The organism is Saccharibacillus sacchari DSM 19268 (genome assembly GCF_000585395.1).
GTDB lineage: Bacteria > Bacillota > Bacilli > Paenibacillales > Paenibacillaceae > Saccharibacillus > Saccharibacillus sacchari.
This window is the reverse complement of record NZ_KK073875.1, coordinates 3,441,117-3,467,459: the sequence shown is the minus strand read 5'-3', so window position 1 is coordinate 3,467,459 and position 26,343 is coordinate 3,441,117. Positions and strand designations below refer to the sequence as shown.

Annotated in this window: 18 protein-coding genes and 1 other annotated feature; of the genes, 6 read left to right on the top strand and 12 right to left on the bottom strand. The window is 53.2% G+C overall.

What is annotated here, in order from left to right; translation table 11 throughout:
* Positions 1–95: 95 nt before the first annotated feature.
* Together SACSAC_RS14695 and SACSAC_RS14690 are read right to left on the bottom strand one after the other, a co-directional pair.
* Positions 96–2,930, bottom strand: a complete 2,835-nt coding sequence (locus SACSAC_RS14695; RefSeq protein WP_037287697.1) for a chitinase N-terminal domain-containing protein — start codon at positions 2,928–2,930, stop codon at positions 96–98.
* 187 nt (positions 2,931–3,117) lie between these two features.
* The gene (locus tag SACSAC_RS14690; RefSeq protein ID WP_037287695.1) at positions 3,118–4,140 is read right to left on the bottom strand and encodes a UDP-N-acetylmuramate dehydrogenase; all 1,023 of its coding nucleotides are present in this window, start codon (positions 4,138–4,140) and stop codon (positions 3,118–3,120) included.
* Between the two features lie 175 nt (positions 4,141–4,315).
* Between SACSAC_RS14690 and trhO the strand changes: the two genes are divergently transcribed.
* Positions 4,316–5,197, top strand: a complete 882-nt coding sequence (trhO, locus tag SACSAC_RS14685; RefSeq protein ID WP_037287693.1) for an oxygen-dependent tRNA uridine(34) hydroxylase TrhO — start codon at positions 4,316–4,318, stop codon at positions 5,195–5,197.
* 694 nt (positions 5,198–5,891) lie between these two features.
* On the opposite strand, the gene SACSAC_RS14680 is transcribed toward trhO, so the two are convergent.
* The 3 genes from SACSAC_RS14680 to SACSAC_RS14670 form a co-directional block, all read right to left on the bottom strand.
* Positions 5,892–6,143 (bottom strand): YolD-like family protein, encoded by a 252-nt coding sequence (locus SACSAC_RS14680; RefSeq protein WP_037287691.1) that lies wholly within the window; start codon positions 6,141–6,143, stop codon positions 5,892–5,894.
* Between the two features lie 260 nt (positions 6,144–6,403).
* Positions 6,404–7,462, bottom strand: a complete 1,059-nt coding sequence (locus SACSAC_RS14675; protein WP_037287688.1) for an LLM class flavin-dependent oxidoreductase — start codon at positions 7,460–7,462, stop codon at positions 6,404–6,406.
* Positions 7,463–7,505: 43 nt separating this feature from the next.
* Positions 7,506–8,525, bottom strand: a complete 1,020-nt coding sequence (locus SACSAC_RS14670; protein WP_037287686.1) for an acyltransferase family protein — start codon at positions 8,523–8,525, stop codon at positions 7,506–7,508.
* Positions 8,526–8,756: 231 nt separating this feature from the next.
* Between SACSAC_RS14670 and SACSAC_RS14665 the strand changes: the two genes are divergently transcribed.
* The gene (locus tag SACSAC_RS14665; RefSeq protein ID WP_037287684.1) at positions 8,757–10,874 is read left to right on the top strand and encodes a sigma-70 family RNA polymerase sigma factor; all 2,118 of its coding nucleotides are present in this window, start codon (positions 8,757–8,759) and stop codon (positions 10,872–10,874) included.
* A gap of 54 nt (positions 10,875–10,928) precedes the next feature.
* Positions 10,929–11,255, top strand: coding sequence for a hypothetical protein (locus tag SACSAC_RS14660; RefSeq protein WP_037287682.1), 327 nt, complete (start codon positions 10,929–10,931; stop codon positions 11,253–11,255).
* A gap of 311 nt (positions 11,256–11,566) precedes the next feature.
* Here the strand turns inward: SACSAC_RS14660 and SACSAC_RS14655 are convergent, their stop codons facing one another.
* From SACSAC_RS14655 to SACSAC_RS14640, 4 genes are all read right to left on the bottom strand, one after another.
* The gene (locus SACSAC_RS14655) at positions 11,567–12,097 is read right to left on the bottom strand and encodes a DinB family protein (protein ID WP_037287681.1); all 531 of its coding nucleotides are present in this window, start codon (positions 12,095–12,097) and stop codon (positions 11,567–11,569) included.
* Between the two features lie 22 nt (positions 12,098–12,119).
* Entirely contained in the window at positions 12,120–13,079 is a 960-nt protein-coding gene (gene cysK / locus SACSAC_RS14650; RefSeq protein WP_051507133.1) for a cysteine synthase A, read from the bottom strand.
* Positions 13,080–13,305: 226 nt separating this feature from the next.
* A complete protein-coding gene (gene lacZ, locus SACSAC_RS14645) occupies positions 13,306–16,413 on the bottom strand; it encodes a beta-galactosidase, LacZ type (protein ID WP_037287679.1) in 3,108 nt (1,035 codons plus the stop codon).
* A 485-nt stretch (positions 16,414–16,898) separates the two neighbouring features.
* Positions 16,899–17,942 (bottom strand): 2,3-butanediol dehydrogenase, encoded by a 1,044-nt coding sequence (locus SACSAC_RS14640; RefSeq protein WP_037287676.1) that lies wholly within the window; start codon positions 17,940–17,942, stop codon positions 16,899–16,901.
* A 205-nt stretch (positions 17,943–18,147) separates the two neighbouring features.
* Here SACSAC_RS14640 and SACSAC_RS14635 point away from each other — a divergent pair, with 205 nt between their 5' ends.
* Complete coding sequence (locus tag SACSAC_RS14635; protein WP_037287674.1) at positions 18,148–19,053, top strand: LysR family transcriptional regulator; 906 nt, start codon at positions 18,148–18,150, stop codon at positions 19,051–19,053.
* Positions 19,054–19,348: 295 nt separating this feature from the next.
* Here SACSAC_RS14635 and tyrS read toward each other — a convergent pair whose 3' ends face one another.
* Complete coding sequence (gene tyrS / locus SACSAC_RS14630) at positions 19,349–20,647, bottom strand: tyrosine--tRNA ligase (protein ID WP_051507516.1); 1,299 nt, start codon at positions 20,645–20,647, stop codon at positions 19,349–19,351.
* A 56-nt stretch (positions 20,648–20,703) separates the two neighbouring features.
* Positions 20,704–20,951: a binding site (T-box leader), on the bottom strand.
* A 189-nt stretch (positions 20,952–21,140) separates the two neighbouring features.
* Here tyrS and SACSAC_RS14625 point away from each other — a divergent pair.
* Together SACSAC_RS14625 and SACSAC_RS14620 are read left to right on the top strand one after the other, a co-directional pair.
* A complete protein-coding gene (locus SACSAC_RS14625) occupies positions 21,141–23,294 on the top strand; it encodes a 5'-nucleotidase C-terminal domain-containing protein (RefSeq protein ID WP_037287672.1) in 2,154 nt (717 codons plus the stop codon).
* Positions 23,295–23,547: 253 nt separating this feature from the next.
* Positions 23,548–24,216, top strand: a complete 669-nt coding sequence (locus tag SACSAC_RS14620; RefSeq protein WP_037287669.1) for a DUF559 domain-containing protein — start codon at positions 23,548–23,550, stop codon at positions 24,214–24,216.
* Between the two features lie 390 nt (positions 24,217–24,606).
* Here SACSAC_RS14620 and SACSAC_RS14615 read toward each other — a convergent pair whose 3' ends face one another.
* Positions 24,607–25,587: an aldo/keto reductase gene (locus tag SACSAC_RS14615; RefSeq protein WP_037287667.1), complete on the bottom strand. Its 981-nt coding sequence runs from the start codon at positions 25,585–25,587 to the stop codon at positions 24,607–24,609.
* Positions 25,588–25,699: 112 nt separating this feature from the next.
* Entirely contained in the window at positions 25,700–26,281 is a 582-nt protein-coding gene (locus tag SACSAC_RS14610) for a class I SAM-dependent methyltransferase (protein WP_051507132.1), read from the bottom strand.
* Between the last annotated feature and the right edge of the window lie 62 nt (positions 26,282–26,343).

The following is a 26,343-nucleotide window of genomic DNA, read 5'->3' as shown; positions in this document are numbered from 1 at the left end:
AAACAAAAGGATTCCCTTCCCCGCCACCCGGAGAAAGGAATCCTTTTTCAATCGCATGCGCCTCTACTTCAGTCTACAATACTCAACAAGCCAGCTTAAGCTGCGCTCGCAAACGAGCCGACTTCAACTTTGATACTTTGCGTCGAAGTTTCGCCAGCCGCGTTTTTCAGCACGGCTTTGTACTCGTAAGTACCCGGTGCTTTGCCGCTGATTTTCGTTACTGCGCTTTGGCCGCCTGGCGTTGCCGCGTTCAAGCTTTGCGTGTCGACCAGTTCGCCGTTTTCATACAGTTCGTACGAAGACGCGTTCGTTCCCCACCACAGGTTCATCGTCACGTTGTAGTTGCCGTCACGATCCCAGTTGTCTTGGGACAGAACCGCTTGTGCAGGCGCTGCATCCGTTACCTTAACGGTTAGCACATTGCTTTTTGTCGTGCCGAAACGGTTAGTCAGTTCCAGCTCGTACGTATACGTGCCGTTTGTTTTGCCTTCTACCGGTACGGATACTTTTTGCGCGCCCGGCGTTGCGTCGGTCAGCAGAGCGCTTTTGATCACTTTGCCGTCTTCGTACAGTTTGTACGAAGAACCGTTATTGCCCCACCACAGGTTCATCGTGACATTGTAGCTGCCGTCGCGCAGACCGGTGTCATGTCCGTTGTCGTCAGTCAGCACCGGAGTTCCCGGAGCTGCCGTAGCCGGACCGTCGACAGGTTGACCTGGCTGTTCAGGCTCTTCAACCGGAGGTTCTTCGGTCGAAGCGGCCGGAACGATATCCGATGCGCTGCGCGGTTTCAGTTGGAAAGCACCGCGGAAGATTGCCGATACGCCCGTAATATCGAGCTTGTCGCCTTCCGCATAAGCGAATTGATCCTGCGTCAGACCTGTACGTCCGTCTACGCGGATATGCGTAGCCACGCCGGCATCCGAAGTCGCGTCGAATTCAAATGTGCCAGCAGGAGTTGCCGCCACGATATTGGATACCGTTACGTTTTTCAGTTGGATCAGTTGACCTTGGTTTGCCTCCGTTACCGTATCCGCAAGGACCGGGGACGGCAGTTCTGCCGTCCCCGTTTTTTCGATTGCAACCGGCGTTGTCAGTTCAAGCTCCGTGTTGTACAGCGCCAATGGTGCCGTTACGCGAATCTTGTCGCCCTGATTAAAGCCGCTCTCGCTTTGGAACACGTAAATGCCTGCCGTCTCATCTTGAAGGTAGAAAGCCTGGCCCCCGAACGAACCCGGTTGAGTCGTGATTACGCCTTCCAACGTAACCAGCGTGCCTTCCGCTTGCGTGCGAGCCGACGCGATCGTGCTCAGCTCGGGAATGTTGCTGCCCGGCTGCTCGATCTCTGGAAGAGGCTGCGCCGGAACATTCGCCACCGTCACGCTCTTCGTGAGCAGGTTCGTGCCGTTTTGACGCAGACGCAGGCTGGCTGCACCGTTCGTGCCCGCTTTGATGCGTACGCCGATATCGCGGTAAGCCGTACCGTTGGCATCTGTCGTCACGCTAAACGTTTGGCTGTATCCGTACGACGTCGGCCAAGTGCCGTCCGGGTTTTGAATCTGTGCAACTTGCGTACCGCCTGTCAGATAGATCCCTGCGCTGTAACCCGATGTCGTCGAGTTAGGTGCCAGGTTGTCGATCTTTAGGCGGATTTGGAACTCCTCCGCATTCGGCAGTTGATCCTGGTGGATCAGATTGAATACCGGCTGAGTCACCGTTACGGACGAACCGTAAGAACCCGGCTTGAAGGTGGATGGGTCCCACCATTTGTAGCCGGCTGCCGGATTCGACCAAGGCTCCGGTTGCGGCTCGGTCGAAGCAGCAGGATCTTCGAACGGCAGCAGCGCTGTCGGTTGATCCAGTGTCAGACCGTCGACTTGCGTCAGATCCGTGTAATCTTCCTGATCCGCCAGCCAGTTGATCGTGTTCAGCAGCAGCGCCGCGTCGTCGACTTCTTTGAAGCCGTCGTATGTCGTCTTTTTTGCGCCTGTTTCTTCGCGCAGATACTTCGGCGTTGCGTCTTCGACCGGCGAAGAGTCGCCGATGAATGCCGCTTTGCCCAGTCCTACTTTGGAAACCGCTACGTAAGGGCCTTCTTCGACGCCGCCGCCGTTGTAAACGCCTTGGTCAACCGCGTTGCCCCAAGCCGCGTTTGTTTTCGGCAGGTAAACGATACCTTTTGCTTTGGTCGGGTCCATGATGGCCAGCGTCGAGCCTGCATGCATCGCAACGCCTTTCACGCCCGCCGTAATGCCGAATGCTTGGTCAGCCGCTACGATGTTGTTTGCCGTGATATCGCCCAGCGCGTTATAACGGAAACGAACGCCGAAGTTTTCGCCCAGCCAGTCGGAGCTCACTACGCCCTGCATCGCTGCGGAGTTTTTCTCCTCTGCGCTCATGCCTTTTGTCGGATCTTCCCAAGCTCCGCGACGGTAACCGTTGATCGCTTCGGAACCGTCCCAACGGTTTTTGTTGCGGTCCGCGTTATAGTGGTCACCTACGAAGAAGATGCTTCCGCCTTGCTCTACGTATTGCAGCATCGCGGCTTGTTCGCTCGCCTTGTACGGAATATTCGGCTCCGCAATGACGAAGACGTCGTAATCCGCCAGATCCGCGTATGTAATCGGCGTCGTTTTGCGCAGTTCTTTGACGTAGTAGCCTTCGCCTGCGATTCCGTTGCCGAAGTCGGAGAAGCCGCCGTCAATAACCCAATCCGCCGCACCCGCCGTTTGCGCATGCGTGTTGTCGAACAGCACCTTTTTGCCCGCGTTTTCGTTCACGACCTTCGCATTGATGAACGGAGCCGGATCAGCTGCCGTTTCGGCGGATGCCGGTACCGACGAGAACAATCCGACTTCGAGCGATGCTACGACCGACAGCGCCAACACCGCTTTCAGTCCTTTAGATTTGAACAGCGAAAACTTACCCACTTTTCAACCGCCTCCTGTTTGGATCTTTTTTTGAGAACATTTTTTGGCATAGCAAGATTTTGGTATCAAGCCATCTGCGTCTCATTCTAGCATGTGTCCAAACAGGAAAGTTCATTGTTTCGTAAAAAAATTGAGAAAAAGTGTTAAAATCCTGTAAAATGCAAATATTAGTTCGTATGACCCAATACTAAACGATCACAAGTTCAGGCTCAGGTACGAAACCGAATTCGGCTTCCACCTTCTCTTGAACTAGATGAACGAGGTCCACGATATCGCTTGCTTTTGCCCCGCCGCGATTCTGAATGATGTTTCCGTGGTGATCGGAGATCATCGCGCCGCCGATTACCGTGCCGCGCAACCCGATCCGATCCACCAGCTTGCCCATCGGTTCGCCGATCGTATAGTTGTTTTTGAACACGGAACCGCATGAAGGAAAATCAAAATGCAGCTTGCCGCCGCGATCCGCGATCACGTCCAGCAATTCCTGACGCACTTCCAGCCCTTGTTTCGCCGCAATATTCAGTTCGTTCGTGTAATGACGATAATAATCAGGCAGCACCGAAGAGGACAGGTTTTTGGCTTTTAATTTGGCAAAAAGCTCGTCCGTTTCCTGCGGCGTCAGTTTGGGATCGACCGGAAGCTTGAGATCCGCGCCGACCACGATCCACGGCATGCGCATGAATATCGACTTTTTGTAGCCGTATTCGCAACTGCCGAGCGGCACCGAGATAATGCCTTTTTCCGGATGCTCCTTGTCGATCACGTAAGCCGTTTCCAACACGTCGCTGATCTGGTGGCTGAAATATTTGGCGTTCATATATACTCCCGCTCCGAGCGTGCCCGGCAGCAAGAACGTGAAATCGAAAGCGCTAATGCCCGTATACAACCCAAATAAAGCCAGCAGCGTCATGGGCGTGCCTGCGGAAACAAAGAGGCGTCCCGGCAGCAGCTTGAATTCAATATGTTCCTTAAGCGAAAAGAACAACATCTCCTCGTCCGGATGATCCGGGAACAGCGTGTTGGAGCCGGAGCCGAACAGGAACGGATTCAATCCTTTGGTACGCGCGCCGTGCAGCATGGTCGAAAGTTCTTCTATTGTTCGCGGAAGCGCCAAGTGCCGAGCCTCCCCGCCAATCTCGTATGTCGAGTAGGCAGACAGCTTGACGTTGCTTTGGAATAGCTGTTCAAATCGTTGGTTTTTCGAAGTCATATGGGGTACTCTCCTCTTCACGTTCTTCATATATATTTATTCCGTTTGTTTTGTTGAACCCGTTAACAAACGAATCAATTGACGAATGCCGATAAAACGTCTAAAATTTTAAGTTGCACGCAAGCATCCTACAGGAAGCGGCGGCAAAAATCAATGAGATTACGGGTGATATGATATGGAAAACAGTCCTTACCGCATTCTGCTTTTTTATAAATTCGTCAAAATCGATGAGCCGGAAGTCTATACCGCTCAACATCTGCAATATTGCAAAGACCTCGGCGTCAAAGGACGCATCCTGATCGCCAGCGAAGGCATCAACGGCACGCTGTCCGGCACGTACGAGCAGACCGAGCAATATATGAAGGATCTGCTGGCCGACGAGCGCTTCGAAGGCACGGTTTTTAAAATCGACGATTCCGAAGAACATGCGTTCAAAAAGCTGTTCGTTCGTCATAAAGAAGAATTAGTCACGTTCCGCTATGAAAAAGAACTCGACCCGAACGTGAAGTTCGGCAAACGCCTTTCTCCGAAAGAGTTCCATGAACAATTGCAGCGCGACGATGTTATTGTACTCGACGGACGCACGGATTACGAATACGACCTGGGTCATTTCCGTAACGCGATCCGCCCGAATATCGATTCGTTCCGCGATTTCCCGGAATGGATCCGCGAAAACATGGCCGAACACAAAGACAAAACGATCCTTACCTACTGCACGGGCGGCATCCGCTGCGAAAAGCTGACCGGCTTTATGATCGACGAGGGCTTTACGGATGTAGGCCAACTCGAGGGCGGCATCGTGACGTACGGCAAAGACGAAGAAGTCCAAGGCGACCTGTTCGACGGCAAATGTTATGTATTCGACGAACGCATTTCCGTGCCGATCAACCATGTCGCGCCAAGCATCGTCGGCACATGCTACCACTGCGACGAACCGACCGACGTTTATGTAAACTGCCCGGTGTGCAACTTGCAGCATCTGGTGTGCGAGTCGTGTTCGGATGAGCACAGCCATTACTGCTCGGACGAGTGTAAGGAAACCGTCGCTGCCGGCTGAGAAGTTACGGCTGGCGCTTGGGTGACGCTGCGGGGCGGGGGAGCTTTCGATCGCTGTCAAAATCGGATTTCCTCCTATTGGATAAAACAAGTTTATGGTGGGAAATCCGATTTTAAAGGCGAACGCTCCGCTTCTCAAGCTTCCCCCGCCCCTCCGCTGCGCCCGCGCCGAATGGCTTTTAGGTAGGGGAGACATCCAATCCCCTTTGCACGGGATTGGGTTGTCGCTCTGCTCTTTTTTCCGCGAAGTGCCTAACTTCTCGGAAAAGATATGGCGTGGGCTTTGCCCGACGCAAGAGTTAAAGGCTGTAAAGACGGCAAACCTTAAAAGCGACAAGCACTAAGACCAGAGAAAGACAAATTACCAGCCCTATACTTTAAAAAAGTAATTTTTTCGACCTTCCTCTACTCACCGAGGAAGGTCTTTTTCTAAAACAAGAAGCTAACGTGCGGAGCGGAGAGAGAAATTCAGTGAAAGACGCCTTTGAACCCGGAAAGATTCCTTACTTAAATCCAATTCAACTTTCCGGGTGAGACAGCGTCTTGAACGAATTTCTCTCTCCGCGCAACCCCTCAGCTTCCCCACTCAGAAAAAAAGGCTCTATCCGAGAACATTCAACTCGGGCAGAGCTTTTTTTGTATTTCAATCAGCTTGTTCCTCCGCGGTGCATGGCTGTGCAGAGTGATCGGGATCACTAATCGCGCGGATAGTTCAAGGCCATAATGTCCATGAAAGAGACTTTTTTCGTTTCTTCTTCTTGTTCGACATGAACTTTACCGGTTCTCGAGTCCATCTTGACGATCGTTCCCCGAACCGCTTCAGGTACTCCCCAGACCGTCAATTCCACAACGGATTTCTCCTGGTAGGCTTCAGTCAATTGATTCCCTATTTCTTCCAGAACAAACTCGTCGCGGGTCGGCCGCTTTGCTACTTTACCTTTTGCCAAACCGCTTCCTCCTTGCCTTGCATGTGATTTTTTTATTATACCATTTTTATACCGATAATTGGCCCGAAAAACGAAATTCGTCGAAGAATTTACGTACATATGTTCTTAATCGGCATTTCAATCGTTTTCGTTTAGCAAGTTCTTAATCATGATAAAAAGCCCCGACCCGATTCGGCAAGCATGAAGCGCTTTGCCGAGAATACGGAGTCGGGGCGAAATATGCGAATTCGCGAAAAAGATCGCCAAAACGTCGATTTTTTTTACAACGTTGCCTTGCCGGACGGAATCGCGATATCAGCCAGGATTTCGTAAGAATGCAAACGTTCCGCATGATCGTAGATCCCGCTCGTTACGATCAATTCATCCGCTTGCGTTCGAGCCAAGAGTTCCTGCAAACGGCGTTCCGCGGTGTCACGGTCTCCGACGATTGCCGATTCCATCCGTTTGCGCACCGCCGACAGTTCAAGCGGGTCAAGCTGCGACGACAGATCGGCCGGCGGCTGGATTTTTCCGGGACGGCCGCGCGTCAGCGCCACCACTTGCTGCTGCATCGTCGTGGACAAGAACTCGGCACGTTCATTCGTATCCGCGGCGATCAACGACACGCCCAGCATGACATACGGTTCGGACAGCGTCTTCGACGGCCGGAACGTGGTCCGGTACACTTCCAGCGCCCGATCCAGATAATCCGGCGAGAAATGACCCGCGAACGAAAACGGCAGTCCTTGATAAGCCGCCAGCCTTGCGCTGAAGTCGCTTGACCCCAGCAACCAGATCGGAATATCCAACCCTTCGCCCGGCACGGCCCGGATCGGCGCATGATACGAAGTCTTCGACGCGTCGAAGAAACTGCGCAGCTCTTCCACCAGTTCCGGGAAATCGTCCGCCGTTACATCACGCCGCAGCGCGATAGACGTCCGACGGTCACTGCCCGGCGCGCGGCCGAGTCCCAGATCGATCCGCCCGGGATACATGGACTCCAGCGTGCCGAACTGCTCCGCAATCACGAGCGGCGCATGGTTCGGCAGCATGATGCCGCCCGCGCCCAGACGAATACTCGACGTTCCGGCCGCCAGATACCCGATCACGACCGACGTGGCCGAACTTGCGACGCCCGGCATATTGTGATGCTCCGCTACCCAGTAACGGTTATAGCCCCATTTTTCGGCATGGCGGGCCAAATCCAGACTGTCTTTGAACGCGTCCGCCGCCGTCTTGCCTTCTACAATCTGGGACAAATCAAGTACGGATATCGGGATCTCCCCGAGCTTTTTCTCCGACTTCGAATTCAGGTTCGTCGATTCTTGCGATTGACTCATTTCGATCTCCCTCCGTCTAACGATATCGATAAATACTCAACCTTTAACGCCGCGCTTCCGCCCTGCCGTCCCGATTCTGCTTTTTAAACAAACGGTCCAGATTCGGCTCCAGCAGCCAAGCGAACCGCACGCGCATCCACTCTGACGATAAACCGGCTGCAAGCAGCACGCCAAACGGAATCAATAGCCACGTCCATGCCGCTTCGCCGTAAGTTTCGTAGAAACCGGTAGCGATCAACCCTTTGACCAGGAAGCCATGCAGCAAATAAGCGTACAGCGTATTGCGTCCAAGCACGGATACATACGGCAGCGGTCGCCCCGTCATCAGGATCATCACCGCGCCGCCAATCAGCACCGACGCTCCGTAAGCCGCGATCCGATACAGTCCCGCTGTCCAATGAGGCTGATCCAGCGCCGCATACGGCAGACTGCCATAGAACCATTCCGGGCGAATTCCGCTTCCATAGTTTATCATAACAAGAACGGCTGCACCCAACACGGCTGCGGAAGCAATCTTCATCGGCAGCGTGCGCAGCGCGTCGATATGTTTTTTGTCCAAATAATAGCCGGCCAGGAAAAACGGGAAAAAGACGATCGTGCGCGATATGCTGGCATAATACTCGGCATCGACCGCATAACCTGCCAGAATGGCGATCACGAACGAAATAGGCAGCGCAAAACGGATTTTGACCGCGTACGGCAGCAGCATTTTCCAGATGATCATGCTGAAAATAAACCACATCAACCAATACGGCGTGAAGTACGAGAATCTGAGCGCTTGAGCGCCCATCACGAAATAATCGAATAACGAGTAAAGCGTCTCAAAGATCAAATAAGGCACGATCAACGACCCGACGACTTTGATCCGGTAATCGCTACTCGTAATCTCTTTGCAAAAATAGCCCGAAATCAGTACGAACAACGGGATATGAAACGAATAAATAAGCAGATACAACGGGCGATAAGCCTCACTGCTGCTCAAGGGTTCAATCAGATGCCCAACCACGACCAGCGCAATCAGCAGAACCTTCATGTTGTCGAAATAAGCATCGCGCTTTGCCATTCTATCCTCTCCTTACCTCAAGAATCGCCGATTCGCGTCCGTTTGTTTTCCGGCTTTCCTTGCTTGGAGTCCATATACCCGCGGGATTTGCAGATGAATCTTGGGCATCGGACGCGAAGCCGACACGCAGCGGAAAATCGTTTATTCGAAATTTTTAATCTCGATCCAAAACCATTTGCCGGACTCGGCTGTCCAATCAGTGAATATCGTTCGACTAAGGAGTGAAAACATTTGGATTCCGTCTATTTTGACCAACGCGTAAAAGATGCGGCGAATGGCGATACGGCAGCTTTTGCCGAACTGATCCGTGCCGAGCGTCCGCAGCTTGTTCGAGTCGCCAATTATTACGTACGCCATATCGTCGATGCCGAAGATGCGGTACAAGATGCCGTCTGCCGCGCTTATGCAGCTTTGCCTTCACTGCGCCAGCCTGAATATTTTCGCACGTGGCTGACCCGGATCGTAATCAACGCCTCTTTGAACCTGTTGAAACGCTCACGCCGAACAATCCCTGCAAGCGATCCCGCAGCCCATATTCCGGCGGCGCACGAGGATACGGAACGCCGAATGGACTTACTGCATGCCATCGGGGGTTTGCCTGCCAAATACCGTCGCGTCATTCTGCTCAAATATATGCACGATCTGCGTTTGACGGACATCGCCGCTTTGCTTGAATTGCCGATCGGAACCGTTAAAACGCATCAAAACAAAGGATTGAATCTTTTGCGCGCCTATTATCAAGCCGAGATCGCAGATCGAAAGCTTTCCCGCCCATCGAACCGAAACGAGTCGCTGTCCACAAACAAATCCGAATCACGGAAGGAACCCGATATGAATCTTACCGCCCTGCTGCATGAACTTCGCGACCATGCCAAAACGTTGATCGAACGCGACTTTGCTGCTCTTAGCAGCACGCTTGAACCTTTTATCGAAGACGTGATCCAGGAAGAAGGCGCACCTAGCGAGCTGTTGTTTATCTGGACAAAACCGGGAACGGAAGTCGGGGTCTCCGTGACGTTGACGCCTGAAGGCGATCTGATCGACTATGCCGTTGATCCCGGGATGCACGAAGACAAAGACCTGAATTCCCATCAGACGGAGCAACAATTGTTGGAGCTCGCCACGCGCTTCGTGAGCGATCATTATCCCGATGCTTCGCAGCAATTCAGTCCTTTGGAGATCGAAGATCGCGGCGAACGATTATTCTGCACGTCCAGACAAATGGCCGACGGGATGCCCATGCCGCAATCAGGCTACTGGATCGATATGCATCGCAGCGGCTTCGTGGCCTCATTCAAATACTTCGGCACGCATTCGCCGCCCGCTCTTCCGCAAGATCTTCTGACCCCGCAAAAAGTGCTGGAGCAACTCGCAAGCAAACTGGACATGAAATTGAAGTTTGCGCTGTTGCATGAATCCGTCTATACGCAAGGAGATAACCGCCTGCATTTGGTTTATATTCCGGAGCCTTATCTGACGGGGTATTCCGCGCGTCCTGCCGATGCAGGATTCGCATCCGGCGATCCGCAAGGATTCGATGACGAAACGGCGCAAAACCTGATCAAAATCCCGATTACGGAGCCATTGAAATCTTACGGTTCGGTGGCATCTGCCCTTTCGCCGCTGGAGCTGTTGGGATTGAAGGAGGATGAATACGAACTGATGCGGGGGGTCGATCTGGAAGAAGAACGGGGACTCATATATCGCAAAAAAGAAACCGTCACCCTTCCGGAATCCGGCAACGTACATCAGCCTTACACGATGGATGACTATATTCGGCATCACACCGAAGGTACGGTCAAAATTCGGATCGTTCAAGCAACCGGGCAATTAACGGGTGCCATGAACTTTAATACGGAAAAAGGCCCTCTCTCGCTGAGTCGTCAGCAGTGCCTGGACGCGGCGCTCCGCTTGATCGCCGCCGTCGAACCGCGCATGATTCCCTATTTGTCGCTTGAAGTTAGCGAGGATACAGATACAGATTCAGAGTCGGCTCAGCACGCAAACTTTCATTTTCCGATTCACAAAGACGGCATATCCGGCTTCTTGCAAAGCCTATCCGTTAAAGTCGATCGAACAACGGGAGCGATCTCTCATTATATGAAAGGCGGCATTTCGGCAGAGCAACTCGATGCGTTGTTCGTCATCCCTGCGCTAACCGCCGAACAAGCCAAGAAGCGGTTACTTGAAGCCATCAAACCTCAGCTTGTTTGGGAAGTCGATTATCAAAACCAAGAAACTTCCTCCATCAAGTACAAACCCGCTTATAAGCTTACGGATCCGAAAACGGGACTTTCTATCCGAATGGTCGAAGCTGCGACAGGCGCAATTTTGACGGATATATTGTAAAATTCGGGATAAACAGCTATCACCTTTTGTTTCATACTTAGGGGGTGAATGCCATTGAAATCACTGTTTACCGTGTTTTTTGCCCTTTTGATCGTGACGGGTTGCTCAACTCAATCCGAAGGGGCTTATCCAAATGTCGTTTCTTTAAATGACACCCTTTATAACTTAACAGTCGATACCGTCACACCAGACAATATCGGAAATCAGCTCGGCGAAGTAAAACGCGTAGCCAAAGTCATGCCAAAGGCTAATGAAGAAGCCAACGACACGCCTGTCGGAAGCAAGCTATTCGAAATCAAAGGAATCCATCCCAGCGAAGCCATTGCAGTCGAAATAAACGGCACTTATCAAAAGGCTACATTGAACGGTCCTTTAAATTAAGTAAGGTCAACGGGCAACAACTCCAGCTTTGACAAAAGTCCTTAAAACTCTCACCCCTTACAAGGCGGGAATTTTAGCCTTTGTCCGATCGGGGGAAGCGATAGGCGGAGGGAGAAATTCAGTGAAATACAGGAGTTCGAAGAAAGCCTGCGGTAACATCTGATGATATGTTGGCCTTTGAGCACGGAAAGCCTTAGGCTTTCTGCGCGAGACAGCGCCCTGTGAAGCATTTCGAAGAAATGCACTTCGGAAGCATATGCTGGCAATTTTTCCCGCAGCCGCCCGGCTTCCCCCGAATAGGACCTCCGCGGCTAACCCTGCCGTCTCATCCTCCCGATCATGCGGAAAATCTGCCCCCGATGATGCGCCTCGTGCTCGATCAGATGATACACGATCCACTCCGGCGTCACGTCGTACTCCCCCGGTACCTCTCGAATCGTCCGCCAATCCTCCAGATCGACCGAACGGAACTTTTCCAAAAAGTCGCGCCGCACCACAGCCAATCGTTCCAAATGCCGCTCCAGACTTTCCCCCGGCGGGCACCAGATCTCTCCCTGCTCATTCCGCGTCGGCGCCGTAAACCAAGGTTCAAGCTCAGCGTCCAGGTTTTTCCGAAGCAGCATATCAAAATGCAGCCACCCCGTCTCCACTTCCGCAATATGGTACAGCAGCGCCCCGATGCTTGTCACATCTCCGTCCTCGGTGGCATCCAGTTCTTCCTGCGTCAAGCCTTGCAGCTTTTGCAGCAGGTCTCTCCGGATATCTTCCATCATCCATAACTGACGGCCGATCTCTTCGGGATAACCCGGCAAGGCTTTGATTTCCAATCGCTGTTCGTTCACTTGGTTGGCCTCCTTCGGTTTTTTATTCGAACACGCCCATGCTCAAGTATCGCTCTCCCGTATCCGGGGCAATACATACGACAACTTTTCCCGGACCCAGACGCTTCGCGACCTGCATCGCCGCATAGACCGAAGCTCCCGAAGAAGGACCTAGCAGCATCCCTTCAAGCTTTGCCAGATCCCGCATCGTGCCGAGCGCTTCGTCATCCTTGATGCGAATAATCTCGTCGTAGACGTCCGTGTTCAGAATCGACGGCACGAAGCCGGGACTCGTACCGACCAGCTTATGCGGCCCCGGTACACCGCCGGACAATACAGGCGAGCCTTCCGGCTCCACAACGGCGATATGCAGCTCCGGCAGCGCAGCCTTCAACGTCTCTCCCGTTCCGGTGATCGTACCTCCTGTACCCGCTGTCGCCACAAAAGCATCCAGTCGGCCTTCCGTCTGCTCCAAAATCTCCAAAGCTGTCGTCCCCCGATGAGCATCGGGGTTGGCGGGATTTTCAAACTGTTGAGGAATAAAGCCTCCCGGAATCGAGGCTTGCAGCTCCAGTGCTTTGGCAATCGCTCCCGGCATCCGCTCGGAGCTTGGCGTCAGCACAACCTCCGCCCCGTAAGCTTTCAGCAGATTGATCCGTTCGCGCGACATATTATCCGGCATGATCAGAATCGCACGATAACCCCGAGCCGCCGCGATCATCGCCAACCCGATTCCGGTGTTGCCGCTAGTCGGTTCGATAATTGTGCTGCCCGGCCCCAAATCTCCGCTTCGTTCCGCTGCTTCGATCAAACTCCGGGCTGCACGGTCTTTGACGCTGCCGGACGGATTGAAATATTCCAGCTTGACGTAAACGTCAGCAGCATCCTTCGGCGCGGTACGGCCCAATCGAACCATCGGCGTATTGCCGACCAGATCGGCCACGCTGCGGTATACCCCTGAAGCATGTCCTGACCCTGCTTTCTGTTCGAGCTTATCCGTCATTACGCACTCCCTCTTTTCTGCTTAGCCTGCTTATTTGCGATCAGTTCCGAATTCTGCGCAAAGCCATGCAACGAATGAAGGAACGACCCGGGTATCTTGTCCTGTTTAAAGGGGACAAACTACCAAGGCCGTTCCTGTTCGCATTCGTTTTCTGTTTTAAAGTTTACCTTATTTTCCCGTAACGGTCACGTTCGAAATCCATTCTTCGAACAGTCCGCGAATCGGATCAGATTCCGCGAAGCGTGAAGCTGTACGCGTACGTTTGGTTCGCAGGCAGCGTGAACTCTTCGTGCGTAAGCGCCTGCCAGCTGTCGTCGCCGCCTACGCCCATCTGACGATGGTTGACGCGCAGCACGGTGCGATCCGACTTCGGCAGCTTGTAGCCGTGGTCGCAAGCTTCCAGCGTCTCCGGCGTATACGGCAGCGCGTTGAGTTCCACTTCCGGCGATCCTTCGACGCGAAGGCCCGTTCCGTCCGCAGCCGTCAGCTCCGCCCAGCGAACGCCGGTCTTGTTGCCCGCTTCCTGCGGCCGCAGATACGGCGTCAGCTGCTCGGATACCAAGCCTTTGTACAGACCGAGACGCGCGCTCTCGTGGCGATCCCAATAGTTCTCGTGCGGTCCGCGTCCGTACCATTTCAGATGATCCAGGTCGCCGGACAGTTCCAGCAGCATCCCGATCTCCGGAATTTCCGGCAGTCCTTCGCCCGGCGTCAATGTTAACGATACGACGATCTCGCCCGCGCCTTTGACTTCGTACGTCACTTCGGCTTGCGAAGCCGGTTCCGTAGGAATCGTCAGCACGGCCTTGAAGGTCACGCCGCTGTCCGTCGAAACCGCGTCCAAGCTGCTCAGCTTGCGTTTTTGGCCCGCCTCGCGCCATGTCGCGCTGCGCTCGTCCAGCTTATTGCCGCGGTCGTTGTCGGTCACCGCGCGCCAGAAGTTCGGACGAACCGCCGCCAACAGCAGCTCGCGTCCGTTTTGCGACAGCGAAGTCAAATCGCCGCTTTGCTTATCGAATACGGCCGTGAAGCCTTCTCCCGTTACCGTCAGCGACGTGTCGCTTTCTTCCGTGTTCAAAGGAATGTTCGCGGCAGCAACAGTTGCTTCCGCAACGTCTTCGCCTTGAATCTCATAGGCAGGAAGCACGAATTGCCCGAACGCGATCTCGTGTCCGCTTGCCGCCCAGAAACGGTCTTCCTGTTCGACCAGCGATACGGTGAGCGTGAACTCGCCTTCTTCCGCCGGCAGCGTGAACGGAACAACAACTTCGTCGGCCTCGCCCGGAGCCAATTGCAACGGAAGCGTTCCGCGTTCAACGACTACGCCTTCGCGCGCCGTTTCCCAAACCAGCTTGTAACGGTTCAGGTCGGTAAACAGGAAGTCGTTGCGCAAGCGAATCCGTCCGCTTTTCAAGTCTACCTCTTCAAAACGAACGTTCTGATAACAAGTCTTCAGCTCGATCAGCTTCGGCGTGATCGTGCGGTCCGCAAAGATCAGGCCGTCGCCGCAGAACGTGCCGTCGTGCGGGGATTCGCCGAAGTCGCCGCCGTAAGCGAGGTATTCCACGCCGTCCGCCGTTTTCGTGCGAATCGCTTGATCGATCCAGTCCCAGATGAATCCGCCTTGAAGAACCGGATATTGATACGTCAGATCTGTGTACTTGAACAGGTTGCCGCAGGAGTTGCCCATGGCGTGGCTGTATTCGCACAGGATGAACGGTTTTTTCGGATCGTTTTTCGCGTAAGCTTCCACGTTTTGCGGCGTCGTGTACATATGGCTTTCGATATCGGAAGCCGCATCCCACTCGCGTGCATGGAACGTTCCTTCGTAATGCACCAGACGCGTTTTGTCGACGGCGCGGAAGAAGTTCGCCATATGGATGAAGTTGTCGCCGCCCCACGATTCGTTGCCCAGCGACCAGATGATGATCGACGCGTGGTTTTTGTCGCGTTGATACATCGAGTTTGCCCGGTCGAGCACGTTGGCGCGCCAATGCGGCTTGCTGCCCGGCACGGTGCGTTCGACTTCTTCCGTTTGCCCGTATTCCCAGCTGCCGTGCGTCTCCATGTTCGTCTCGTCGATCACGTACAAGCCGTGCTCGTCGCACAAATCGTACCAACGATTCTGGTTCGGATAGTGCGATGTGCGTACCGCGTTAACATTGTAAGCCTTCATCAACTTGATGTCGGCGATCATGTCTTCTTCCGTGACGACGCGGCCGCGATCGGCGTTGAATTCGTGACGGTTGACGCCTTTGAACACGATACGTTTGCCGTTGATCTTCATAACGCCGTCATGAATCGCGAAATGACGGAATCCGACGCGGAATTTCACCGCTTCGACTTCGCCGTTTTCGTCCGAAAGCGTCAGCACCAGCGTATACAGATTCGGAGTTTCGGCCGACCACTTCGCGGGTTTCGGCAGCGAGGCCGACAAATCGGCAGCATAAACGAAATCTTTTTCAATCTCTACTTGAGACGTCATGCGCGAGACCGCTTCGCGTCCGGACGCGTCGAGCAAACGGGCTTCAATCGTATACGCGCCGTTCTTTTTGCCCAGCGGATTGCCGACTTTCACGCCGACCTGCAAATAGCCGTTCTCGAAATTGTCATCCAACTCGGCTGTCGCCAGCACGTCGGCAATCTGGACTTTCGGCTTGGCATACAGGAATACGTCGCGGAAAATGCCGCTCATCCGCCAGAAGTCCTGATCCTCCAGCCAGCTTGCGTCGCACCAATGGAAGACCTGCACGGCCAGCTTGTTTTCGCCTTTTTGCAAGTAAGGAGTGAGCAGGAATTCGGCAGGCGTGAACGTATCTTCGCTATAGCCGACCAGATCGCCGTTCACCCATACATAGAAGCAGGATTCCACGCCCTGGAAGCTGATGTACACCGGATGGTCTTCCCAATCTTCCGGCACGGTGAATGTGCGCACATAGGAACCGACAGGGTTGAACTCGGTCGGCGCGAACGGAGGCTGGATGTCCTCGCGTCCTTCCCACGGATAGCGGACGTTCGTATAGTGAGGGTAATCGTAACCGTGCAGCTGCCAATGGGCAGGAACCGGAATATCGGCCCAGTCGGACGTGTCGTAACCGGTTTCATAAAAGGTCTCCGGACGATCCGCGGGTTTGTCTACGTGATGGAATTTCCATGTGCCGTTCAGCGATTGCACGCGGCTGGAGTTCTCGCTGTTATTCAGCGCTTCTTCCGCATTCGCATAAGGAGTCAAAGCCGCGCGGGCATCCAGGCGGTTCAATTGAAAGATTTCAGGGTTGTTGTTCCACTCCGGATAACCGTTCTCGGGAGCGACGTATTTGTATTTTTTAAACATCTCTTTTCACCTCGTCAGTAAATTCAGTAAATACGGAAGCTTTTTTTAATGTCTGAACTTTTGATTAAGAGTTGACATGGTCCTAGTGTACACCGATCTTGCCGAAAAAGAAAAGCTGCTCTTTGCAGATTTTGTTAGCGTTTTCTCTTAAAAGCGTAATCGCTGCCTAAAATCTCGGTTAAATTTCCTTATTATTATATGTATAATATAAGAATATAGCCGTTTATAGGGGTGTTTTATTGGATAAAATCTAGATTTCGGTAATTTTTTTATACTTTTCGAAAAAGAGAAGAAATGCTTGAGATCGCGGCTTTGTTCGACCGGCAAGGCAGTAAAGCGAAATATTCGCAATAATAAAAACCGACGCAAGCTTTTCGCCTGCGCCGGTTCGTTTTTTTTGGAGCTTTTTCGACCGTTTCCTTATATTCGACTTGCTAAAAGTTAAGGCTCCCGGATCGTTTCAGGTCGTTTTTTCGGAAAAAGTCTCAGTCGCCGATCTTCACCAAAATCTTCGCGTGGCTTTTATCGCTGAGCAGCAGTTCCAAGCCCTGCTCGACGATGTCGTCCAACTCGATTTTGCGGGTAATCACTTGTTTGACATCCAATGAGCCTGCGGCGATCAGAGCAATGATTTCCGGAAAAATATGGCGATAAGCCAATGTCGCCGTTACCGTCGCTTCTTTGACCAGCAGTTGGAAGAAATCCACCTTCAGCGGTTCGGCAATCGCGGCGATCACGACGACCTGCCCTCCCTTTTTCACGATCGATACGGCACTATCCATCGTCGGCTGCACGCCTGCGGCTTCAAAAGCAATATCGATACCGCCGGATTGTCGGTTGATGACTTCGGTCGCATCGACTTTGGAGCTGTTGACCGGAATTGCGCCGAGCTTTTCGGCAAGTTTCAGACGCTCATCGAAGATGTCCACCGCATACACTTGCGAAGCGCCTGCAGCTTTGGCGCACAGCACGGTCAACAGCCCGATCGGGCCGGCTCCGTAAACGACGACTTTTTGCCCGACTTTCAAGGTGCTGTGACGCACGGCGTGCATCGCTACCGCAGTCGGCTCCACCAATGCGCCTTCTTCGAACGAGACTTCGTCCGGCAAAGCATGTACCATGTACGCTTCGACTACGACGTAATTCGCGAATCCGCCGTCGCTGTTCAGTCCGACAAAACCGAAATCGACGCACTGGTTATAGTTCCCGTGCAGGCAATATTCGCACACTCCGCAATGGTACAACGGCTCGATGACCACGCGCTGCCCTTTTTCGATACCGCTTACATGTTCTCCGACTTCGGCAACGACTCCGGCGAATTCATGACCGAGCACAAGCGGGGCCTTTTGATGGGATAGCGGGTGCTCTTGCCCTTCCTGAATGCCGACGCCGTGGTGATATGCATGCAAGTCGCTGCCGCAGATTCCCGCGTATTCGACTTTGATTTTGACCTGCCCGGATTGAACCTGACGCTCCTCGCGTTCCTCGACCCGTACGTCTTTTGCGCCATACCATACTGCTGCCTTCATGATACACCTCTCCTTTTTTAATAAATAAATTCGATTTTGAAGATTAATTGTTACAAAGCCATTACCTTGTCAACGCTAAAAGTAAGGTTACGAGTTGATCAGGTAATACATTATTCAAATTTTATTATATCGCTAATCTATCCTTCATTTATAATAATAGATACTAATGATTCCATTAATTAAATTAATACGAGGAGATGCCTATATGAATTTGGAGCAACTTGAATACATTGTCGAAATCGCCAAAACACGTTCGTTCTCCGCTGCCGCTTCGCAACTGCATATGACGCAATCCGCGATCAGCCAGTCCGTGCGCAAATTGGAGGAGGAGCTTGAGCTGACGGTTTTCGAACGGTCCCGACAAGGCGCGGTTCCGACCGAGGAAGGCAAACTTTTTATTGAACAGGCGATCGAAATTTTGCGGCGCGTGGAGTTGCTGCGCATAAACGGCGATTCTGACAAACGGCTCAAAGGTCATATTCAGGTCGCGACTTTCCCGAGCGTCATGCCTTATTTGATCGAAACCACCGCTTCTATGAAACAAGAGCATCCGCAGCTTCATATCTCGATTGAGGAAAAAGGGTCGATGGAGATCACTGAGGATATTCGGCAAGGCCGTATTCAGCTCGGATTCATCGCGATCTACAGCAACCAATTGAAAAAGCTGAACGGGATGCATTTTAGCGAGATGTATACGGGAAAACTTGTGATTGGAGCGCATCATGAATCTCCGCTGGCGCAGTACAACCGCATTACGCCGAAGCAATTGATGGAGCATCAGTTGGCGCTTTATAATGATCAGTTCGTGCATGATTTCGTCGATCGGTTTACGGATGTTTACGGGGAATTGTCTATTTTGTTCTGGACGAATAATTCCGAAGCGATTACGAGCGTATTGAATAATGGGCTTGCGGCCAGCATCGGGCATGATTTCTCGTTATACCAGCATCCGTCATGGAAGGCGGGGCGCATGAAAATCATCGAGATCGCGGACATGGCGCAGCCGGAGATGCAGATCGGTTTTTTGCGGTCGGAGACGCGTGCGCTCGGCGCGGGGGTCGAACGCTTTGAGGCGCGGTTTCGGCAGGCGATCGAGATGGGGCATCTTTGAGTTGGGACAGTGGCGGGGGGGAGCTACGGGTGGATGGTTTCGGTCGCGTGTTGAATCCGGGAAATTTTGATTGGATTTTTAAAGGGGGATTTCCCGGATTCAAAGGCGAACGCTATCGCTCCTGCACGCATCCACCCTCCGCTCCTTCGGCACTGTGACAATCAAAGAGAGAAAGGGAAAAAAGATAATAAAAAAAGGCGGATCGGGCAATGGATGCCTGATCCGCTTTCTTTCAACTTAAAGGGCTTAATGAAAGATTTTAAATTGCATAATCAAAGGTCGAAATAAAAAAAATTTAGCCTTCGAATTTCACGACGAAGTAATTCTTTTTGCCGCGGCGAAGGACAAGGGTTTTGCCGTGCAGGCGGTCTTCTGCGGTGATGACCGTTTCGATCGACGTGCGTTTTTCGCCGTTGACGGAGACCGCGCCGCTTTGGATGTCTTTGCGGGCTTGGCCTTTGGACGGAGCGGCGCCGGCTTCGACGAGCAGGTCGATCAGCAGAGGCTCGGACGAGGCTGCGGCGGAAGTGGTTGGCATATCTGCCAGGGCTTCGGCCAGATCGGACTCGCTCAGTTCAGCGAAGCTTCCCGAGAACAGGGCTGCGGTGATTTTTTCGGCGCTGATTACGGCTTCTTCGCCATGCACCAATGTCGTCACGCGGCGGGCGAGTTCGCGCTGCGCGTTGCGTTGTTCCGGCGCTTGGAGATGCTGGGTTTCGAGTTCCGCAATTTCCTCGCGAGTCAGGAACGTGAAGTATTTCAGGAACTTGATCACGTCCGCGTCGTCGGTGTTGATCCAGAACTGGTAGAAGGCGTACGCGCTCGTTTTGCTGCGGTCGAGCCAGACGGCGCCGGATTCGGATTTGCCGAACTTTTTGCCGTCGCTTTTCGTAACCAAAGGCATCGTCATTCCGAACGCGTCGCCGCCGCCCGTTTTGCCGATAAGATCCAGGCCTGCCGTAATGTTGCCCCACTGGTCGCTTCCGCCCAGTTGCAGCGAGCAATTCTCATCTTCGTGCAGACGTTGGAAATCGTAGGCTTGAAGGATCATGTAAGAGAACTCGGTGAACGAGATACCGTGTTGAAGACGGGAATCGACGGAATCTTTGGCGAGCATGTAGTTAACGGTGAAGTTCTTGCCCACGTCGCGCAGGAAGTCGATCATCGAGATCGGGCCGAGCCAGTCGTAGTTGCTGACCATTTTCGCAGACACCGATGCGTCGCCGCTGCCGAAGTCCAGGAAGCGCGAGAGTTGGTTTTGCAGCTTGAGCGTCCATTCCGCTACCGTATCGGCGGTGTTCAGCGAGCGCTCGGTGGAACGTCCGCTCGGGTCGCCGATCATGCCCGTGCCGCCGCCGACGAGAGCGATCGGACGGTGTCCGGCCAATTGGAAACGGCGCATGGTCAGAACCGGCAGCAGGTGACCGATATGCAGGCTGTCCGCCGTCGGGTCGAAGCCGTTGTAGAACGTGACGCTTTCTTCGCTTAGCTTTTTCTGAAGCTCCTCGCGGTGCGTCACCTGGTAGATCAGCCCTCTGTATTCGAGATCGTCCAGCAGCGCGTTGGCTTCGATCGGGGTATGTTCGTTTGTCATCATCAATGTCCTCCTTCAAAATGGGAAAATAAAAAAGACCCGGCCTGCTGCATTTCTGCAGGGACGAGTCTTAATCGCGGTACCACCCTTATTGGAAAGGCGCTTCAACACTTGCGAAGGCGCGTTTCCCACTCTGACGCCCGATAACGTGGACGATTCCGTCCCGCTCCTTCCGCTCTCGCGGGTTCGGAAACGGGAAGCTCCGGGACGTAATTCGCATTCATTCGCCTACCGCCTCGCACCAACCGACGGCTCTCTGAAAGTACGGATCTGAACACTACTGGATTCCCTTCAACGCTTTCTATAAAGCTCCGCAGGCCGGACGCTTATTGATTCACTTTATATCACGGACGCGACCGACCTGTCAAATCCGCGTTTTTCGAAAACGATTTTAAAAATATTTAACACAGCGCTTACATAACCTTTGATTTTAAAAAAATCCCTGTGATACAATATGACGGCACCAACAAACACTTAGGGGGAATACACGTTTATGAATTGGAAATCTTGGAGAAGACCTAGCGTCGGGTTCGCGGCGGCAGCGCTGATCTCGGCTCAGGTATTGGGCGCCGCGGGAACCGCTTCGGCAGCTGAAGGCGACGTCGAAGTCCACCTGCTCGGCATTAACGATCTGCACGGACAGCTGGACACGACTTCGATCGTAGCCGACAAAGCGGCTGGCACTGCTCCTATTCTCGCTACATATTTGAAGCAGGCTCAAGCCAAATACGAGCATTCGCTTCTGTTCCACAACGGCGACTCCGTCGGCGCTTCCGCTCCAATCTCTTCGCTGGAACGCGACGAACCGACCATCGAATGGATGAACATGATGGGCTTCGACGTCGGCTCGCTGGGCAACCACGAATTCGACCAAGGCATTGCCGCGCTCAAAGCCCAATTGAACGGCGGCCTGGATCCGAAAGACGGCGTCGTGACGCACAAAGGCGCCAACTTCGACTACGTGAACGCGAACGTTATCGAAGAAGCAACAGGCAAAACGCTGATCGATCCTTACGTGATCAAAGAAGTAGGCGGCGTGAAGATCGGCTTTATCGGTCTCGTGACCAAATCGACTCCGGCGAAAGTATCCCCTGCGGGTACAAAAGGCGTTCGTTTCCTGAGCGTCGAAGAAGAAGTGGCGGCGGTCAACAAATATGCGAAAGAACTGCAAGACCAAGGCGTCGAGACGATCATCGTTCTCGCGCATGACCCGGCTTCCACGAAGGAAGGCGTAACGACGGGCGAAGCGGCCGATCTGGCGAAAGCTCTTCCCGCCGATTCGCCGATCGACGTCATCGTAGCCGGCGACAACCACGCTCTGGCTAACGGCGAAGTCAACGGCAAACTGATCGTTCAAGCTTACTCGTACGGTACGGCGTTTGAAGATATCAAGCTGATGATCGATCCGAAAACAGGCGACGTGACGGAGAAATCCGCTACCGTAACCACAACGTTCCAAGAAGGCGTAACGCCTGACGCGGAATCCGTGGCCCTGATCGAGAAATACCTGGAGAAGCACCCGGAACTGACCAAACCGGTCGGAACGACAGACGGTTCGGTGACGCGCACGGATGCCTACAACAACGAAGCGGCACTGGGCAACCTGATCGCTGACGCCATGCGTACTGCCGATTTCGGCGATAAAGCGGAAGCCGCCGACTTCGCGTTCATGAACCCGGGCGGTATCCGTGCCGATCTGCCGAAAGGCGACGTAACCTTTGCCGATCTGGCGAAGATTCAGCCTTTCGGCAACACGCTCGTGAAGCTGACTCTGACAGGCGCGCAAGTGCAAGAGCTGTTGGAACAACAATGGGGAACGAACGCGGACGGTACGCCGAACACCAAAACGCTGCAAATCTCCGGCCTGAAGTACAAAGCCGACCTGAACAAACCGGTAGCCGAGCGCGTTAGCGATCTGCAATTGGCAGACGGCACCGCAATCGATCCGGCCAAGTCGTACACGGCAGTCGTGAACAACTTCATGGCAGGCGGCGGAGATAACTACAAAGTGCTGACCCAAGCAAGTGCTTCGCTGGCAGGCCCGATCGACCTGGACGTCTTCTACAAGTACATTGTGGATACTTTCAAAGGCGCTGCGATCACGGCAAAAATTGACGGTCGTATCGTGAACACGCCGGCTGCGGGTTCGGAAGCTCCGGATGCGGACGGCCCGGCAACGGCGCCTTCGACTCCGTCGACTGACGGTATCTCCCGTGCGGACTTCGTGTCCAAACTGGTTGAAGCTTTGGATCTGAACGCAGTTTCCGCTCCAAGCAAAGCCTTTACTGACGTAGCTGCCGACGCTCCTTACGCAGACGCGATCGCCGAAGCCGTCAACGCCGGTTTCATCAAAGGCTACGGCGCGGGCAAGTTCAACCCAGATCAAGAAATCACTCGTCAAGAGCTGGCTTCGATCTTGGCTAACGTGTTGAAACAACAACTGCCGACCGTTAACGCGACTTCGGTACTGAGCGCATTCGACGACGCTTCGAGCGTTGCGGCTTACGCAAAGACTCCTGTTGCCCAACTGGTACAAGCAGGTTTCCTGGTTGAAGTAACGCCAGGCAACATTCAGCCGAAAGGCACGGTTTCGCTGACTGAAGCGAATGCCGCGATCGAAGCGGCGCTGGAAGCTTCGGCTTCTTAAGTTGTTTTCGATTCGCGATACGCATAACTTTCCGTTTTGCGTTCGGGTTATTTTAGCTCTATAATAAAAGCATCTTTTTCATAACGAATCGGTGACGAAGAACGTCCCGCTCCTGTCCTTTAACGAGGAAAGAAGCCGGGACGTTTTTTGTGTTTTATCCTATCGATCGCTCGTTATTCGTATCGCTATGCTTCATTATCGCTGCTTCATTGCCATTCGTTACGCAAATTCGGATTATCAGGGAGGCTTTATCATGGATTTTAAATCCGCACACCGTTTATTTCTCGATCACCATCTTACGGAACGCTCCGGCGAACGTCGGGATCGTCTGGAACGGGGACATCGCGAAGCCGAACAGCTATTTTGCCGCAACGTCTGGTGGCCGCTCCGGCAAAACTTCGACCATCTGCACCCGGAGTATGAAGTCACGGATTGGCGAGGACTCACCTACTTTTGCGACTTCGTCTGGATCACGCCTTACGTCAAATTGGTGATCGAGATCAAAGGCTTCGGCCCGCATGTTCAAGACATGGATCGCCGCAAATTCTGCCGGGAGCTGAACCGCGAGACTTTTCTGACCGCAATGGGATTTCAAGTGATTTCTTTTGCCTATGATGATGTAGCTCAACGCCCGGAACTATGTATGACGCTTCTGCGGATGGTATTGGGACGATATACAAGCAACTCTGAAATCGGCACAAAAATTACTGTAGTAGATCGCGAGATCATCCGTTTGGCTTGCACGCTCGGTCGACCGATTCGTCCTATCGATGTTAGCTCGCATCTTGGGCTGGATCATCGAACCGCGGTTAAGGCGCTGGGCTTGCTTTGCGATCAACATTTATTCGAAGGTATAACTGGAACAGACGGCAAGCGAATCGTTCGTTATACGTTACAAAGCTCGGCGATCCGCCATTTGTAGTCTTTTTTCGATCCAATCCAGAAATAACTGCATATATCCAGTTAATTTTTTCAACATCAAACATCTCAAAAAAATAACTACGTATATCCAGTTATTTGGCGCGATCGTCCACTATTCTGTGCAGATCAGACCATTTAACTGGATATATGCAGTTATTTCTCTCAAAACGCTAAAATTCGGCTAAATAAATGGATTTTCGCAGTTAATTCCGCACTCCTTCCTTCTTTTGACCTCTTTACGTAAAAAGCGTACTGCGATCAGCAATCCTCTGTTCATGCTTTTCACGCCAATCCTCTTTTTCGCCAGCGTTTTCGCACGTTTCACATGCTTTTATTGCTCGTGCCGTGCCGTTTCGCTTTGCGTCTAATACATCTAGCGCCTAATCACCGCTCACTGATGTCCCATCACCGCATGCGGCACGTAAGGCTCCTCCAACCGCCGAATCTCCTCATCCGTCAGCTTGATCGACAACGCGGCGACCGCATCCTCCAGATGATGAGTCTTCGTGGCGCCCACGATCGGCGAAGTCACCGGACGCTTTTGCAGCACCCAGGCCAGCGCGATCTGCGCTCTCGGTACGCCGCGTTCGTTCGCGACTGCCGCCACCGCTTCGACTACGCGCCGATCGGCCTCTTCCGTCTTGTCGTACAACGTTTTACCGAACGCGTCCGTCTCCGAACGCTTGCTGCTTTCTTCCCAATCCCTGGTCAGACGCCCGCGCGCCAGCGGACTCCACGGAATGACGCTGACGCCTTCCGCTTCGCAAAGCGGCAGCATCTCGCGTTCTTCTTCCCGGTACAGCAGATTGACGTAGTTTTGCATGCTGACGAATTTCGTCCAGCCGTGCCGCTCCGCTGTATGCTGTGCCTTCAGGAACTGCCAAGCATACATCGACGATGCCCCGATATAACGAACCTTTCCCGCTTTGACCACGTCATGCAAAGCTTCCATCGTCTCCTCGATCGGCGTCTGCGGGTCCCAACGGTGAATCTGATACAAGTCGACGTAGTCCATGCCGAGCCGCCGCAAACTGTTGTCGATCTCCGTCATGATCACTTTACGCGACAACCCTCCGCCGTTCGGCCCTTTTCGCATCTTGCCGTGTACCTTGGTCGCTACCACAATCTCGTCTCGGTCTGCGTAATCCTTCAGCGCACGCCCCACGATCTCCTCGCTCGTTCCGTCCGAATACACATTGGCCGTATCGAAAAAGTTAATTCCCAGCTCCAGCGCTCGCTTGATGAAAGGACGGCTTTCTTCTTCTCCCATCGTCCACTCGTGCGCGCCACGCTCGGGAATCCCGTAACTCATGCAGCCGAGACACAATCTGGAGACGTCCAATCCCGTTTGACCCAATTTGGCATATTCCATTTCACGATCGCTCCTTTTACTATGGGAAATGATAACAATAGGCGAACTACAGAGGTTTTAATGGTGCAACTACGCTTAGAGCCACGGCTTCTTCGCCGCTCTCTTCCAGCAGTTACACCTTTAGATCCAGCGGATGCTGACGTCCTACATGATATACATACACTTTGGTACGGTACAAATCACTGCATACCGCCACCGAAGCCGGCTCCCAATCGTCAAAAGCAAAAAACACGCTCACCACCCTTGTCCCGCTCTTCGCCCGCTCTCGCAGTATAGGGCCAAGCCGACGCATCGCGGCGGGATGCAGATAGCACACGATCAGATCGACATCCGCATACGGATATTCGAACAGATCACCTCGCCGAAAGACCAATCGCGACTTGGGCAATCGATTAGCTGCCGCCAGCAACCTCGATCCCCACAATGGCACGAGCGAATTTTCCACCCCCGTCACCCGGCATAACGGAAAACGTCTTGCCAGTTTCACAGCCAGCGTGCCAAAACCCGACCCCGCCTCCACGATCTCGCTCCCTTCCGGCAGTCGGTCGATCTCGCGCATGACCATACGCCGTACAGGGCGACTGGTCGGCATGGGCGTTATGCCATTTCGAATGCTCGAGACGAAAATCAACAAGATCAATATGAGTACGATCGCTGCCAACGACCAACTCAAAATCAGATAAAAAGCGTGCAAAAAATCCCTCCTTTGGTAAAGGCGACTTTGACCGAAGCGCGAGCGTCATACCCTCGACATCG